The organism is Bradyrhizobium amphicarpaeae (assembly GCF_002266435.3).
Classification (GTDB): Bacteria; Pseudomonadota; Alphaproteobacteria; order Rhizobiales; family Xanthobacteraceae; genus Bradyrhizobium; species Bradyrhizobium amphicarpaeae.
Genome location: NZ_CP029426.2, coordinates 69,716 through 84,414 on the forward strand (window position 1 = coordinate 69,716; position 14,699 = coordinate 84,414).

The 14,699-nt window shown below is 64.1% G+C and carries 11 protein-coding genes and 1 pseudogene; 7 read left to right on the plus strand and 5 right to left on the minus strand.

Features of this window, described 5'->3' with window-relative positions:
• The first annotated feature begins 79 nt into the window (after nt 1–79).
• Nucleotides 80–1,081, plus strand: a complete 1,002-nt coding sequence (locus CIT40_RS00310) for a 2-hydroxyacid dehydrogenase (RefSeq protein WP_094894271.1) — start codon at nt 80–82, stop codon at nt 1,079–1,081.
• 3 nt (nt 1,082–1,084) lie between these two features.
• Here the strand turns inward: CIT40_RS00310 and CIT40_RS00315 are convergent, their stop codons facing one another.
• The gene (locus CIT40_RS00315) at nt 1,085–1,996 is read right to left on the minus strand and encodes a LysR family transcriptional regulator (protein ID WP_094894268.1); all 912 of its coding nucleotides are present in this window, start codon (nt 1,994–1,996) and stop codon (nt 1,085–1,087) included.
• A gap of 120 nt (nt 1,997–2,116) precedes the next feature.
• Between CIT40_RS00315 and CIT40_RS00320 the strand changes: the two genes are divergently transcribed.
• A complete protein-coding gene (locus CIT40_RS00320) occupies nt 2,117–3,136 on the plus strand; it encodes an aldo/keto reductase (RefSeq protein ID WP_094894265.1) in 1,020 nt (339 codons plus the stop codon).
• A gap of 9 nt (nt 3,137–3,145) precedes the next feature.
• Here CIT40_RS00320 and CIT40_RS00325 read toward each other — a convergent pair whose 3' ends face one another.
• Entirely contained in the window at nt 3,146–3,949 is an 804-nt protein-coding gene (locus CIT40_RS00325; protein WP_094894262.1) for a HesA/MoeB/ThiF family protein, read from the minus strand.
• A 229-nt stretch (nt 3,950–4,178) separates the two neighbouring features.
• Between CIT40_RS00325 and CIT40_RS00330 the strand changes: the two genes are divergently transcribed.
• Nucleotides 4,179–5,537 carry a peptidoglycan-binding protein gene (locus CIT40_RS00330; protein ID WP_094894260.1) on the plus strand — a complete coding sequence of 453 codons (1,359 nt, stop codon included), beginning with the start codon at nt 4,179–4,181 and terminating at the stop codon, nt 5,535–5,537.
• A 145-nt stretch (nt 5,538–5,682) separates the two neighbouring features.
• On the opposite strand, the pseudogene ggt reads toward CIT40_RS00330, so the two are convergent.
• Nucleotides 5,683–7,363: pseudogene (ggt, locus tag CIT40_RS00335) on the minus strand (gamma-glutamyltransferase).
• A 241-nt stretch (nt 7,364–7,604) separates the two neighbouring features.
• On the opposite strand from ggt, the gene CIT40_RS00340 reads away from it, so the two are divergent.
• A complete protein-coding gene (locus tag CIT40_RS00340; RefSeq protein ID WP_094894257.1) occupies nt 7,605–8,348 on the plus strand; it encodes a ParA family protein in 744 nt (247 codons plus the stop codon).
• 412 nt (nt 8,349–8,760) lie between these two features.
• Nucleotides 8,761–10,677 (plus strand): DUF7380 domain-containing protein, encoded by a 1,917-nt coding sequence (locus tag CIT40_RS00345; RefSeq protein ID WP_094894254.1) that lies wholly within the window; start codon nt 8,761–8,763, stop codon nt 10,675–10,677.
• A 67-nt stretch (nt 10,678–10,744) separates the two neighbouring features.
• Here the strand turns inward: CIT40_RS00345 and CIT40_RS00350 are convergent, their stop codons facing one another.
• The gene (locus CIT40_RS00350; protein ID WP_094894251.1) at nt 10,745–11,347 is read right to left on the minus strand and encodes a GNAT family N-acetyltransferase; all 603 of its coding nucleotides are present in this window, start codon (nt 11,345–11,347) and stop codon (nt 10,745–10,747) included.
• A gap of 6 nt (nt 11,348–11,353) precedes the next feature.
• Nucleotides 11,354–12,253, minus strand: coding sequence for a bifunctional DNA-formamidopyrimidine glycosylase/DNA-(apurinic or apyrimidinic site) lyase (gene mutM / locus CIT40_RS00355; protein ID WP_094894248.1), 900 nt, complete (start codon nt 12,251–12,253; stop codon nt 11,354–11,356).
• Nucleotides 12,254–12,334: 81 nt separating this feature from the next.
• On the opposite strand from mutM, the gene ubiE reads away from it, so the two are divergent.
• Nucleotides 12,335–13,096: a bifunctional demethylmenaquinone methyltransferase/2-methoxy-6-polyprenyl-1,4-benzoquinol methylase UbiE gene (gene ubiE / locus CIT40_RS00360; RefSeq protein ID WP_094894245.1), complete on the plus strand. Its 762-nt coding sequence runs from the start codon at nt 12,335–12,337 to the stop codon at nt 13,094–13,096.
• Nucleotides 13,093–14,667 (plus strand): 2-polyprenylphenol 6-hydroxylase, encoded by a 1,575-nt coding sequence (gene ubiB, locus CIT40_RS00365; RefSeq protein WP_094894243.1) that lies wholly within the window; start codon nt 13,093–13,095, stop codon nt 14,665–14,667. Before ubiE ends, ubiB begins: the two co-directional genes overlap by 4 nt.
• The last annotated feature ends 32 nt before the right edge of the window (nt 14,668–14,699 follow it).

Consider the following 14,699-nt stretch of genomic DNA (forward strand, 5'->3'; position numbering starts at 1 on the left):
CGAACAACCGGGTTAATGAGACCTCAACGACCGGCCTTTGGCGACAGAGGCGGCTTGCGACGCCTCATGAGAGCAGGACATGTCGGTGAAGAAAAAGCCCCTCGTCGTGGTGACGCGCAAGCTGCCGGATTCGATCGAGACGCGGATGCGCGAATTGTTCGACGCGCGGATCAATCTCGAGGACACGCCGATGTCCGCCGACCAGATCGCTGAAGCCGCACGCACCGCCGACGTGCTGGTTCCGACCGTCACCGACCATATCAGCGCCGACATCGTCAACCAGCCCGACTGCAAGCTGCGGCTGATCGCCAATTTCGGCAACGGCGTCGACAATATCGACGTCGAGGCCGCGCATGCCCGCGGCATCACCGTCACCAATACGCCAAAGGTCCTGACCGAGGACACCGCCGACATGACCATGGCGCTGATCCTCGCGGTACCCAGGCGGATGATCGAAGGCGCCTCGATCCTGACCGAAGGAAAGCCGTGGGCCGGCTGGTCGCCGACCTGGATGCTCGGTCACCGCATCGGCGGCAAGCGGCTCGGCATCATCGGCATGGGCCGCATCGGCCAGGCGGTGGCGCGCCGTGCCCGCGCCTTCGGCCTGCAGATCCACTATCACAACCGCCGTCCCGTGGCGCCTGTCATCGCCGAAGAGTTGGGCGCGACCTATTGGGAAAGCCTCGACCAGATGCTGGCGCGGATGGACATCATCTCGGTGAACTGTCCGCACACGCCGGCGACCTATCATCTGCTCTCGGCGCGGCGGCTGAAGCTGATCCGGAAAGACGCCTACATCGTCAACACCGCGCGCGGCGAGGTGACCGACGAGGACACGCTGATCAAGCTGATCGAAGGCGGCGAAATTGCCGGCGCCGGCCTCGACGTCTACGAGCACGAGCCCGCGGTCAACCCGAAGCTGGTGCGGCTCGCCAAGGCCGGCAAGGTGACGCTGATGCCGCATATGGGCTCGGCCACGATCGAAGGCCGCGTCGAGATGGGCGAGAAGGTGATCATCAACATCCGCACCTTCCTCGACGCCCACAAGCCGCCGGATCGCGTGCTCCCGAGCATGCTCTGAGGTCTATTTCCCGCGCGTCTCGCGCTTGCGCCAGCCAGCGACGAAATCGATGAAGGCGCGCAGCGCGGGCGGCGTCTGGCGCCGGCTCGGGTAGTACAGGAATGGGCCCGGAAACGGCTCGCACCAATCTTCCATCAGGCTGACCAGCGCGCCGGACTTCAGGGCTTCGTCGACATAACCGTCGATCGTTGCCCAGATGCCCGCGCCGGCGAGCGCGGCCTGCATCGCAAGGTTCATGTTGGTCGAGATCAGCTTGGCCGGCGGATCGACCTTCACGATCTGGCCGGCCTTCTCAAACTCCCAATCATGCATCACGCCGCTCGAATAGCGGGCGCGGATGCAATCATGATCGAGCAGATCCTTCGGATGCTTCGGCTCGCCGCGGCGCGCGACATAATCGGGCGAGGCGACGACGACATAGTGCTGCGGACCGCTCAGCGGGATCGCCACCATGTCCTGCGCGAGATGCTCGCCATAGCGCACGCCGGCATCGTACCCGCCACTCACGATGTCGACGAAGCCGCTCTCGGACACGACGTCGAGATCGACCTGCGGATGGGCGGCGAGAAACGGCCCGACCATCGGCGCCAGCACGAGATCGACGGCCGGGGGCGGCGCATTGATGCGCAGGCGGCCGGAGGCGACCTCGCGCAGGCCCCGCACCTCCGCCAGGGCATCGCCGACATCGCGTAGCGCAGGTGCCACCCGCGACAGCAGCAGTTCGCCCGCCTCGGTCAAGGCGACGCTGCGGGTGGTCCGGTTCATCAGGCGGACACCGAGGCGCTCCTCGAGGTCCCGCAGGCGCTGGCTAAGGCTCGACACCGAAACGCGAATTTCGACCGCCGCACGCCGGAAATTCCGGGTGCGGGCGACCGCCACGAAGACGTCGAGATCGCGCAGATCAGGCTCAGTCATTGTTCGACAGGATGAACAAGCCATTCGGCATTGTCCAGCTTATCGGGGCAATGGAGCGGGCGCATATCCCTCCTCGTCACGCGGCGGCATCAGCCTGCCGCCTTTTCGAGGAGAGCGATCATGGAACAGCACAAACTCGGTTCAAACGGCCCCAGCGTCTCTGCCCTGGGTCTTGGCTGCATGGCCATGTCGGACGCCTACGGCCCCGCCGATCGCGGCGAGAGCATCGCTACGGTCCACGCCGCGCTCGATGCCGGCATCACACTGATCGACACCGGCGATTTCTACGCGATGGGCCACAATGAAATGCTGATCCGCGATGCGCTGAAGGATGTGGCGCGCGACAGAGTGCAGATCAGCGTCAAGTTCGGCGCGCTGCGCGGCCCCGCCGGTGAATTCACCGGCATGGATTGCCGCCCGGCCGCGACCCGGAATTTCCTCGCCTATTCGCTGCAGCGGCTCGGCACCGACTATATCGACATCTATCGCCCGGCGCGGCTCGACCCCAACGTTCCCATCGAAGAGACCATCGGCGGCCTCGCCGATCTCGTGAAGGCCGGCTACATCAGGCATATCGGCCTGTCCGAGGTCGGATCCGACACCATCCGCCGCGCGCATGCCGTGCATCCGATCGTCGATCTCCAGATCGAATATTCGCTGATCGAGCGCGGCATCGAACGCGACATCCTCAAGACCTGCCGCGAGCTCGGCATTGGCATCACCGCCTATGGCGTCCTGGCGCGCGGTCTGATCAGCGGCCATTGGTCGAAGGATTCGGGCAGGGCCGGCAAGGACTACCGGCTGATGACACCGCGCTTCCAGGGCGCAAATCTCGACGCCAATCTCGCGCTGGTGGAGTCGCTACGTGCCATCGCCGGCGAAATCGGCGCAACGCCCGCGCAAGTCGCGATCGCCTGGGTGGCGGCGCAGGGCCAAGAGCGCGGTCAAGAGATCGTGCCTCTGGTCGGCGCCAAGACCCGCACCCGTCTCATCGAAGCGCTTGGCGCGACCAGGGTCACGCTGACACCGGCACATCTTGCGGCGCTGGCCAAGGCGTTTCCGCCGGATGTCGCTTCGGGCACGCGCTATGCCGCCGAACAGATGGCCCATCTCGACAGTGAGAAGCCGGCCGCGGCGTAACGCAGCAAGTCAAGTGCGATGGGCGCTGAGGTCGGCGACCACGGGCCCGTCGCCATTGAGCGGATTGGCCGGATCGCGCGCATAGCGCAGCGTCTCGAAGCGCATCGCGCGCGCATCGATCATCAGGAGGCGGCCGACGAGGCCGTCGCCGAAGCCGACGATCTCGCGGATCGCCTCCAGCGCCATCATCGAGCCGAGCACTCCGGCGAGCGCACCCATGACGCCGGCTTCCGCGCAGGCCGGCACCGTGCCGGGCGGCGGCGCCTCGGGAAACAGGCAGCGATAGGTCGGGTTGAATTCGCCCTGCTCGTTGGTCTCATGCGCGCGGATGGTGGTGAGCGAGCCGTCGAAGGTGCCGAGCGCCGCCGTGATCAGCGGCCGCTTCGCGAAGAAGCAGGCGTCCGAGACCAAATAGCGCGTCGCGAAATTATCGGAGCCGTCGAGCACGAGGTCGTAATCGCCGATCAGGTCGAGCGCATTGTCCGCATTCAGCCAAGTGGCGTGGCCGACGAAACGGACATGCGGATTGAGCGCGGCGATCCGCTCTGCCGCGCTCTCGACCTTGTGGCGGCCGATATCGGGCGTGGTGTGGATGACCTGGCGCTGCAGGTTGGACAGCGACACCACGTCGTCATCGACCACGCCGAGCGTGCCGATACCGGCGGCGGCAAGATACATCAGCGCCGGCGCGCCGAGCCCGCCGGCGCCGACCACCAGCACGGAGGCCCGCTTCAGCGCGGCCTGGCCGGGACCGCCGACGTCGCGCAGCACGATATGGCGGGCATAGCGTTCGAGTTCGTCCGGGCTCAGCATCGTCCTTCGTTCCTCTCGACCTCATGGCGAGGAGCGCGGTACGCGCGTCCCGAACCACGCAGGCCCCGATATCGCCTGTGTCCATCCTTCGAGACGCGGCCTTCGGGCCGCTCCTTAGGATGAGGATCGCGGTGTGTGGCCACTTAGCCTCCTGAACCACCGCAACATTGTTTGCGACCAACGAGATGTGCTTGAATGACGTTGCGTTCAATGGCTGGCTGGATTTGTCATGAGATCGATGCTTGCGGCAACACTGATGTTTGCGTCTGCCACAGGCGCGAACGCCCAGATGACGACGCCGCAGACCCCCGGCACCAAGCCGAAGCCGGTCCAGACCGTGCCGATCCGGCCACCCGCAATGCAGACGCCGTCGGCGACGGCGGATGCGATGGCGCAGGCGGAGCGGCTGTCGCTGCAATCCGACCTCGCCTGGGTCGGCCAGTATAACGGCGCAATCACCGGCGACGTCAGTGAGCGCATGGTCAACGCCATCAAGGAATATCAGAAGGCCAAGGGCGGCAAGCCGACCGGCGTGCTGAATCCGCAGGAGCGCGCCGCGCTGGCCGAAACAGCGCGAAAAAAGCAGGAGAGCGTCGGCTGGAAGGTCGTGACCGAGATGACCAGTGGCGCCCGACTTGGGATTCCCTCAAAACTGGTGCCGCAGCAGGCGACCGACGCCAACGGCTCGAAATGGACCTCCCCGACCGGAACGGTGCAGATACAGCTCAGCCGCCGCAAGGAGGCGAATCCGACCTCGGCAAAACTCGCGGAACTGGAGAAGGAGCCGTCCGGGCGCAAGGTCGATTACACCGTGGTGAAGCCCGATTTCTTCGTGTTGTCGGGACTTCAGGGCCTGAAGAAATTCTACGTCCGCGGCACCTTCAAGGGAGACGAGGTCCGCACCATGACGATCCTCTACGACCAGGCGACCGAGAATACGGTCGAGCCGGTCGTGATCGCGATGTCGAGCGCGTTCAACGCGTTTCCGTCCGGCCCCCAAGCCGGGCCGCCGCCGCGCAAGACCGTCGAGTATGGCACCGGCCTCGTCGTCAGCGACGACGGCGCGATCGTCACCGACCGGCTCGTCACCGACAGCTGTCTCGCCATCACGATTGCCGGCTATGGCAGCGCCGATCGCATCGCCGAGGATAAGGAGCGCGGTCTTGCACTGCTGCATATCTACGGCGCGCGCGGCCTGAAGCCGTTCAGCCTTGCGGGCGGCGGGACAAAGACGAGCGTGGATATCGTCGGCATCGCCGATCCGCAAAGCCAGGCCGGCGCTGCCGGCGTGTCGGTCGCCAAGGCGGCACTGGCGCCGGTCCCGAACAGCGATTCCATGCTGTCCCCAGCGCCGGCGGTCGGATTGTCCGGTGGTCCGGCGATCGATGGCGACGGCAAGTTCGCCGGCATTGCGCTGTTGAAGCCGGCGATGGTGGCGGGTCCTGCGACATCGGTGCCGGTCTCGCAGGCCGTGATGGTGTCCGCAGATGCTGTGCGCGATTTCCTGAAGGGGAATGGCGTCACCGCGAACGGCAGCTCGGCGGATACGAAAGCCGCCGTCGTCCGCGTGATCTGCGTGCGAAAATAACTCTCGTGTCCCGGACGCGCTGCAACGCGCCAGCGTTGCTGCGCAGAGCCGGGACCCATGCCCCTGCAAATTCAGTGCGCGAAATTTCTGGGTCCCGGCTCTGCGCAGCGTCACTGCGTGCCGCAGCGCGTCCGGGGCATGAGACTTAAGCGAGCCTGAACCTGATCCCGCTCTTCGCGAGGCCGCCCGAAATCCCGACCGGCGTGCCGTCGGCGCGCCAGCATGCGGCGCCGGTCATGGTGCCGTCGTCGTGGAAAGCAATGCCGTTCATGCCGCCGGCAACGGTCGCGACAGGCTGAACCTTGTGGCCGAGCGCTGCGAGCTGCGCGCGCACGCTCTCCGGCACCGCCTGCTCGATCTCGAGCGCATTGCCCTCGGTCCAGACCCTCGGCGCCTCGACGGCTTCCTGCAGGCTCATACCGTGGTCGATCAGATTGACCAGCGCCTGCATCGCGCTCGGGAAGATGCGCTTGCCTCCGGGCAAGCCGAGCGCAAAGCGCAGCTTGCCGCCATTCAGCGCCATCATCGGCGACATCGAGGTGGTCACACGCTTGCCCGGGGCCAGCGAAAGCGCGTGGCCCGGACGCGGATCGAACAAATTCATGTAGTTGTTGGCGATGGTCCCCAGGCCCGGGATCATGATCTTGGCGCCGAACAGATTGTTGATGGTCTGGGTGGTCGCGACCACGTTGCCGAAGCTATCGGCCGCCGTCATATGCGTGGTGTGTGCGCTTTCGAGTTGGGACACGCCGGCGCCGAAGGCCTGCGCGCGTGCGGGGTCGATGGCGCGCCGACGCTCCTCGGCATACGCTTTCGAGGTCAGCTTCTCCACGGGCACGCCGACATAATCAGGATCGCCGCTGGCCGCGGCACGATCGGCGAAGGCGATCTTCAGGACCTCGGCGAGGTAATGAATCGTCTCGGATGTGCCGAAGCCGAGGCCGCCGATGTCGTAGCCCTCGAGAATGTTGAGCATCTGGGCGATGTGCACGCCGGACGCCGCGGGTGGTGGCGGGCCTAAAATGGTCCAGCCGCGATAGTCGGCGCGGATCGGCTGCCGCTCCACCGTCTTATAGGCCGTGAGATCGTTGCGGCGGATGAAGCCGCCGGCCTTCTCCATGTAGTCGACCAGGATGTCGCCGAGCGGTCCCTCGTAGAGCGCCTGCTCGCCGTGATCGGCGATGTGACGCAGCGTCTCGGCATATTCCGATTGCACCACGCGCTCGCCGACCTTCAGCGGTTCACCGCCCGGCAGGAATATCGCCGCGATGGGCTTGTCCTTGCGCATTTCATCGGCGCTCTCGCTGATGCACTCGTGGAGATATGGCGTTGCCGCGTAGCCGCGGGCAGCGTGCTTGATCGCGGGTTGCATCACATCGGCGAGGCTCATGGTGCCGAACCTTTGCAGCGTCTCGCACCAGGCTTTCAGCGAGCCCGGCACCGCGACGGCCTTCGACCCGTTGAGATTCTCGTTGCCGACGGTGTCGAACACGTCGGGGCGCCGAGCCAGGCTTCGAGGTGTAGGTGGTGTCGCGCACGGAAGCAGGTACGGTGCTCTGGCCATCGATGAAGCGATGGCTGCCGTCGGCCAGCCGGATATGCGCCATGCCGCCGCCGATGATGCCGACCATCATCGGTTCGACCACAGTCAGCGTGAACAGGGTAGCGATCGCGGCGTCGATGGCGTTGCCGCCGGCGGCCAACATCTCGGCGCCGGCACTGGAGGCCAGCGGGTGATTGCTGACCACCATGCCGCGGCTCGAGACCGCCGGCATCTTCTGGCAGTCAAAAGTCGTCGCCGTCCGGTCGCGCCAGTTTCCGCTCATGCCGTTCGTCCCTCTATTCACGGCGGCGAGCACACCACACGCACGATTACGGGTCCAGTAATGGTACGGATTAGCTGGCATTCCCGATTCTGCCATCATTGTTGGCGTTGATTCGGACATCCGCGGTCCCCTTTGGATCGGGCAGGGCACGTCCTGAGCGAGAAGAGCTCAGCATCGAGAGCGATGCACGTTCGCGTGGCGTTATCCCGAGACCCAGGCACTCCAAAGGATTGATCTTCAAATGCACACGATCGTACTGGCCACCCAAAAGGGTGGCAGCGGCAAGAGCACGCTCGCCATCGGCCTCGCGCTCGCTGCCAAGCAGGCCGGCTTCACCGTCCGCCTGATCGAGACCGACCCGCAGGGCACCCTGTCCAACTGGCTGCGCCGTCGCAACAACGACGACGTCGTCGTCGAGCCGATCTATCATGCCGCCGACATCGAGCCGCGCCTGAAGATGCTGGCTGACAGCGGCCTGCAGCTTGCGATCGTCGACACCGCCGCCGGCCTCAGCGCCGCGACCACCGCTGCGATTCGACATTCCGATCTCTGCCTGATCCCGGCCCGCCCCAGCGTTGCCGACATCGAAGCGACGGTCTCGACGCTCAGCGTCGCGCGGGCCTGGAAGCGGCCCTACAGCTTCGTGCTCAACCAGACGCCGATCCGCGGCCAGCGCATCGACAACGCCGCCAACAGCCTCGGCGAGGAAGCCGCGCTCGATCTGGCCGACGTGCTCGCACGCCCGCTGATCGTGATGCGCAACGACCACCAGGACTCGCTCGCGAGCGGCCTCGCGGTGAGCGAATTCGCGCCGAACGGCAAGTCGGCGGACGAGATCCGCGGCCTCTGGCGCTGGATCGAAACCCGGCTCGAGCTCGAAGCCACCACCAATGTGCTGATTGACCAGGTCATCTCGGCCGCGGACAGCATGCTCCATATCGCCGCCGAGCAGGCGGCGGACGAGACCACGACACTGACGTCCTGAGCGGGGCAATCGCTCGGGCGGCAGTCGGCCCTTCACCATCCGGAAGGGCCCCAGCGACGAAGCAATCCGGCCACCAGCCCGGCCGGATTGCTTCGCTTCGCGTTTTTCGAAAACAACCCCATGCACAGTAGAACCGCCGCGGGCGAAAGCAGCCAGGCGGCGGCGCGTAGATCATTGAATGATCGAGCGAAACGGCTGTGCGACGGCTTGGACGAATCAAATCTGGCTGAATGCCGGGATGCTGCGACGTCTAAATAGGAAATAGTCGGACGGGATCTTTCCGGAATAAGTCCTGCCACCGATTGAAATCATCCGACGCGTAAGCATATGAGAGAGCAACCCTTGGTGTTGCCGACCAACGCAATCGCGCAGCCTTGGCAGACTCTTATTGTGCAAACGTCCAGGAGACCAATTGAGCGACGAAAGACCAACGGCCGACGAAAACCTAGGTGAAGCCGCTCCACCGCCCCCTCCATGGGCCAGGGCCACAATAGATGACGTCTCGCAGGTCGATTTCGAAGAGCTAGTTCGGCAATCCGATAGCGCCGATGCGGCCGAACTGGGCGATCTCTACCGCAGTGGCCTTCCCGATACGAAACCCGAACTTGAGACGCCGGCTTTTCGCGTCCACTCAATGCTCGCCGCAATCATGGGGATGCAGTTCAAGGCTAACGAACCGAACGATCCTTTCGCTGCAATGGTGGTATGGGCAGATGGTCGACGGTCGGCGATACCGACCGACTTTCGAGGAGCGATCGACGCCCTCGCAATATTAGCCGAGCGAGCCCAGCACCCTGTGTTGCAGAGTCGGCTCGCAGACCTCTGCTGGCTGCTCGATCGGAAACGGGGACGCCTCGGAGTGAACGCCGCAACCGCCTACGTGGAAGTAGTTTCTAGGGTCGATGCCGGAACGCTCAAATTTCGGTTCGACGAGAATGAAACCGGCGCCCTGCGGCATGAGGCGCGCGATCTGCTTAAGCGAGCGTTGTTCATCGGCCGCAGCACCGGAATGGACAAGAAAGGCCCCTCGGACGCGCAAAGGCTCGCCGTGGCGTTGCGGAAACGAGCGATCGAGAAGCAGCAGACAACCCCAGCCCTGATGTTCGGGCGTCTCGACCTTCACTTTGGGATCTCGGATGCGCTCCAGGTGGGTAAAGATATCGAGGGCATGATCGCCGGCCTCACCGCCGGCGTGGACGATCACAGGCTGGTCGAGTTGTGGCGGCTTTCCGCAAGGGCCTACCATCGGGCTAAGCTTGACGACGACACGAACCGTTGCCGGACGGCCGCAGCCGAGCTGCTCGTCGCAATGGCGAAGCGTCAGCCCTCGGCCATGTTAGCAGCACATACGATGACCGAGGCTATCCGCGAACTACACGGCGTGCCGGGCAGCAAGGACCGACGGAGAGAGCTGAGACATCTTTTGGTCGACATCCAGGCTGGCATTGCCGACGAAATGTCGCCGTTCGCAATCCCGATGAACCTCGAGCAGATCGCGAGAGAGGTCGAGCAGAGGATGCAGCAGCCGACTTTGCTCGACAAACTCTTTACGTTCGCGGCCCTCAGTCATTCTCCGGATCCGGACCAACTCATCGCCGAGGCAGAAAGATCTATCCGGGAACACCCATTGTCGTCGTTATTCGGCGCCACTCATCATGACCGCGAAGGTAAGGTCATCTACCGTAGCGAAGGGGCCGATTTCGGCGATACACAGGATGATTCGACACTCCGCCAACAGATCGCGCGCGACGAAGGAATACGTCGTCACATCACGGCTTCGGCGGAGATCGAAGTAGCGAGGCAATCCATCGTCTCGAATCACTACATGTCTGAGGAAATCTTCGCCGCATTGTTGGAAATCAGCGCTTTCGTACCGCAGGGTCTCGTCATGACCTACAGCCATGGCTTGACATGCTTCTTCCGGGCAGACTTCATCAGCGCCCTTTATATTTTGACGCCGTTGTTGGAAGCCTCGCTTCGGCACGTACTCAAAGCGCATGGTCATGACGTGACCAAATTGGATGATGCCACGAAGATCCAAGAAGACCGCACGATATCCGCGCTATTTGAGCAGATGCGACCGGAGTTGGATTCGATCTTCGGCCGCCCCATCACGACGGACCTAGAGAATGTCTTCCTTAAGAAGCCTGGACCCTATATCCGTCACTCCATCGCTCACGGACTGCTTCACGACGGAGAACCATATTCGGACGATGCGCTGTATGCATGTTGGCTGATCTTCCAACTCTGCATGATTCCGCTATTTAAGCATCGGGAACATATCCGCCTGCCCTTCGATACTCGTTCCGAGACCATCGAGCGGGAATGACCGGCGCCGGATAAACACGCGAAATCCGTCTACTTTCTAACCTATCGGAACGCCTCTTATCACCAGCCTAGCGAACGCCTTCGAGCAGGCCAAATCCCCCTACCAGCCCCAGGCGCTGCCGACCTGCCGTGCAGCCAAGCTCCCGTCGCACGATCCATTTCTCGGACTTCGACTGCCCGCCGTGATGGGCGAGCTCGATGAATCCGACGAACTCCGCACCGGTCTTCTGCTTGACCCGGCGCGAGGCTTCGTTGGTCGCTGCGTTGCAGACATAGAAATGATCGAGGCCCAACGTGAGGAAGACGAAATCGTTCACCGCGGCGATGGCTTCCGTCATCAATCCCCGCCGCCAGTAAGGCTCGGCGAGCCAGAAGCCGCGATTGCATTTCAGGCCTTCGGTACGTGGCCGCAGATGAATGTTGCGGATCGCTTCACCGTCGCCCTCCTTAAGCACCAGAACCCAGAGATGGATGTCGTCGCCGGCTGAGATCTTGTCGAGCTGCGTCCTGACGAACGTATCCGCGCCGTCAGCCGGATACGGCCAGGGCACGACGGTGGAGAGATGCCGGATGATGTTCCAATTGTCGAAATGGCGCTGGATGGCCGGCACGTCTGACAGCGCCAGTGGACGCAGGATCAGCCGTTCGGTTTCAAGCTGCGGCGTCGGCATGGATTTCTACTTCTGACATTTCGGACACCAGAACGTCGATCGGCCGTTCTGCGTAAACCGCTTGACGGTGCCACCGCACCCCGGCGTCTTGCAGGTCTCGCCTTCTCGGTCGTAGACCTTGAACGAATGCTGGAAATAGCCGAGCTCGCCTGAGGTCTGGCGATGGTCGCGCAAGGACGAGCCGCCGGCCTTGATAGCGTCGTTCAGCACGGTGTGGATCGCACTCACCAGCCGCTTCGCATGATCGGTCGGTTCGCCCCCGCCAACACCCTTGCGACCCTTGGTCGCGAGCGTCGCCGCGATCCGGCGCGGCGACAGATGCGAGCGATGCAGGGCTTCGCAGACATAGATGTTGCCGAGCCCCGCGACCACGCGCTGGTCGAGCAGCGCGGCCTTCAGGCTGGTGGTCTTGCCTTCGCAGGACCGCGCCAGCATCGCGGCATCGAATTCGTTGCCGAGCGGCTCGGGGCCGAGGTCACGCAACAGCGGCTCATCTTCGAGCGCGTTGCGCGCGATCACTTTCATGTAACCGAAGCGCCGCGGGTCGTTGAACACGATGTCGGCGCCGGAGGACATCCGAAACAGCACGTGGTCGTGCGTGGAATCCTTACCCCTCGGATAGTGAAACTCGCCGGGCGCGGCCTCGTTGTCCGGCTTGATGACGCGGAACGAGCCCGACATGCCCAGATGCATCAGGAGCACGTCGCCGGAGGCGAGATCGGCCATGAGATATTTTGCACGGCGGCCGAGCCCGGTGACGACCTGCCCCTGCAGCCGGGCTACGAAATCCGGCTGGAACGGAAAGCGAAGGTCCGTCCGGCGGGCCTCCGCGACCAGGATTTTCGCACCCTCCATCACGGGCTGAAGGCCGCGGCGAACGGTCTCGACTTCGGGCAATTCAGGCATGGTCAGGCATTCACCTTATGAGGGCGGTGTGATAGCGCCATTGCGGCGGGCGCGCTATGGTTCGCCCAGTGGAGTAGAGTAATGGATCGGCCGGGCGAAACCACGCATTTTGGCTTCAGGGATGTTCCCCTAGGGGACAAGCAGACGCTGGTGAACGATGTGTTTCACAGCGTGGCATCGCGCTATGATTTGATGAACGATTTGATGTCCGGCGGCCTGCACCGGGTCTGGAAGGACATCATGATCACGGCGCTCGACCCGCCGAGGGGCGACCGGCCGTTCGCGCTGCTCGACGTGGCCGGCGGCACCGGCGACATTTCGTTCCGCGCCGCCAAGGCCGCGGGTGCTGGCTTCCATGCCACCGTCTGCGACATCAACACCGACATGCTGGCCGTGGGCCGCGAGCGCGCCACCAAACGCCATCTTGAAACCCAAGTCGATTTTGTCGAAGGCAATGCCGAAGCGCTCGCCTTCGCCGACCGCAGTTTTGACGCATATACGATCGCTTTCGGCATTCGCAACGTGCCCCGGATCGATCTCGCGCTGCGCGAGGCCCATCGCGTGCTCAAGCCCGGCAGCCGCTTCCTGTGCCTGGAATTCTCCACCGTCGAGATGCCCGGACTCGACCGGATCTACGACCTGTTCTCGTTCAAGGTGATCCCACCGCTCGGCCGCATGATCACGGGCGATGCCGAGTCCTACCAATATCTCGTCGAGTCCATCCGCAAGTTTCCGAAACCCAACGCCTTCGCCGACATGATTCGCGAGGCGGGCTTTGCCCGCGTCAGCTGGCAGACATTGTCCGGCGGCATCGTCGCACTGCATTCGGGCTGGCGTTTGTGATCTCTGCCTTCACCCACATTTCGCGCCTGATCCGCGCCGCGTTCGTGTTTGCCCGCGAGGGCGTGTTCGGTTCGGTCGATCCGAGCCTGGTGCCGCCGCCGGGACAGCTCGCGCTGAAGCTGGCGCGTCTGGTCGAGCGGCGTGGCGTCAAGCACGGCCCGCGGATCGCGCGCGCGCTGACGCGGATGGGCCCAGCCTATCTCAAGCTCGGACAATTCCTGGCCACGCGCCCCGACGTCGTCGGCGTCATCATGGCGCGCGACCTCGAAAGTCTCCAGGACCGCCTGCCGCCGTTTCCGCAGCATGAAGCGGAAGCCACGATCGCGACCTCACTGGAGCGGCCGCTGAAGGACGTGTTCGTCAGCTTCGGCCCCCCCGTCGCAGCCGCCTCGATCGCGCAGGTGCATCGCGGCGAAGTCCTGCACGACGGCATCCGCACGTCGGTCGCGGTCAAGGTGCTCAGGCCCAACGTGGCCGCGCGCTTCCGCCGCGATCTCTCCGACTTCTTCTTCGTCGCGCACAAGGCCGAAACCTATTCGGCGGAAGCGCGGCGGCTGCGCCTCATCGAGGTCATCAACACCATGTCGCGCTCGGTCGCCATGGAGATGGATCTGCGGCTGGAAGCCGCGGCGCTGTCCGAGATGGCGGAGAACACGCGCGACGATCCCGATTTCCGCGTGCCCGATGTCGACTGGGACCGCACCACGCACAACGTGCTGACGATGGAGTGGATCGACGGCATCGCGCTGAACGATCACAAGCGTCTGGCGGAATCACAGGTCGACCTGCCCGATCTCGGCCGCAAGGTGATCCAGAGCTTTCTGCGGCACGCGCTGCGCGACGGTTTCTTCCACGCCGACATGCATCCGGGCAATCTGTTCCTGGATGACGCGGGACGACTCGTCGCGGTCGATTTCGGCATCATGGGCCGGCTCGGCATGAAGGAGCGGCGCTTCCTCGCCGAGATCCTGCTCGGCTTCATCACCCGCGACTATCGCCGCGTCGCGGAAGTGCACTTCGAGGCGGGCTACGTGCCCGCGCATCACTCGGTGGAGAATTTCGCGCAAGCTATCCGTGCCATCGGCGAGCCGATCCACAACCGCACGGCGGAAGAGATCTCGATGGCGCGGCTCCTGACGCTGCTGCTCGAGGTCACCGGCCTGTTCGACATGACGACGCGCCCGGAGCTGATCCTGCTGCAGAAGACCATGGTGGTGGTCGAGGGCGTGGCGCGCGGCTTCGATCCCAAGCTCGACATCTGGAAGATCGCCGACCCCGTGGTGCGTGAATGGATCGAGCGCAATCTCGGACCGATCGGCCGGGTGCAGGGCGCGCTCGCCGGGACCGGAGACATCGCGCGCGTGCTGATGCGTCTGCCGGAGATCGCCGAACGGTCTGTGAAGGTGCTTGAGCAACTCGAGACCATGACCCGAGAGGGTATCAGGCTGTCGCCCGAGAGCATCGCCGCGATGGGCCGCAGCGAGGGCCGCAAGAATCGCTGGCGCACGGTCGCGCTCTGGATCATCGCCGCTACCTTCATCGGGATCCTGATCGCCGTCCGGAATCTATGATTGCATTGCAATCACACGATTGATAGCATCGC

Excerpts from the sequence above, each read along its gene's own strand:
- CIT40_RS00310 (WP_094894271.1), top strand. The coding sequence starts at position 80 with ATGTCGGTGAAGAAAAAGCCCCTCGTCGTGGTGACGCGCAAGCTGCCG.
- CIT40_RS00330 (WP_094894260.1), top strand. The coding sequence starts at position 4,179 with ATGAGATCGATGCTTGCGGCAACACTGATGTTTGCGTCTGCCACAGGC.
- mutM (WP_094894248.1), bottom strand. The coding sequence starts at position 12,253 with ATGCCTGAATTGCCCGAAGTCGAGACCGTTCGCCGCGGCCTTCAGCCC.
- ubiE (WP_094894245.1), top strand. The coding sequence starts at position 12,335 with ATGGATCGGCCGGGCGAAACCACGCATTTTGGCTTCAGGGATGTTCCC.
- CIT40_RS00325 (WP_094894262.1), bottom strand. The coding sequence starts at position 3,949 with ATGCTGAGCCCGGACGAACTCGAACGCTATGCCCGCCATATCGTGCTG.
- CIT40_RS00340 (WP_094894257.1), top strand. The coding sequence starts at position 7,605 with ATGCACACGATCGTACTGGCCACCCAAAAGGGTGGCAGCGGCAAGAGC.
- CIT40_RS00350 (WP_094894251.1), bottom strand. The coding sequence starts at position 11,347 with ATGCCGACGCCGCAGCTTGAAACCGAACGGCTGATCCTGCGTCCACTG.
- CIT40_RS00315 (WP_094894268.1), bottom strand. The coding sequence starts at position 1,996 with ATGACTGAGCCTGATCTGCGCGATCTCGACGTCTTCGTGGCGGTCGCC.
- CIT40_RS00320 (WP_094894265.1), top strand. The coding sequence starts at position 2,117 with ATGGAACAGCACAAACTCGGTTCAAACGGCCCCAGCGTCTCTGCCCTG.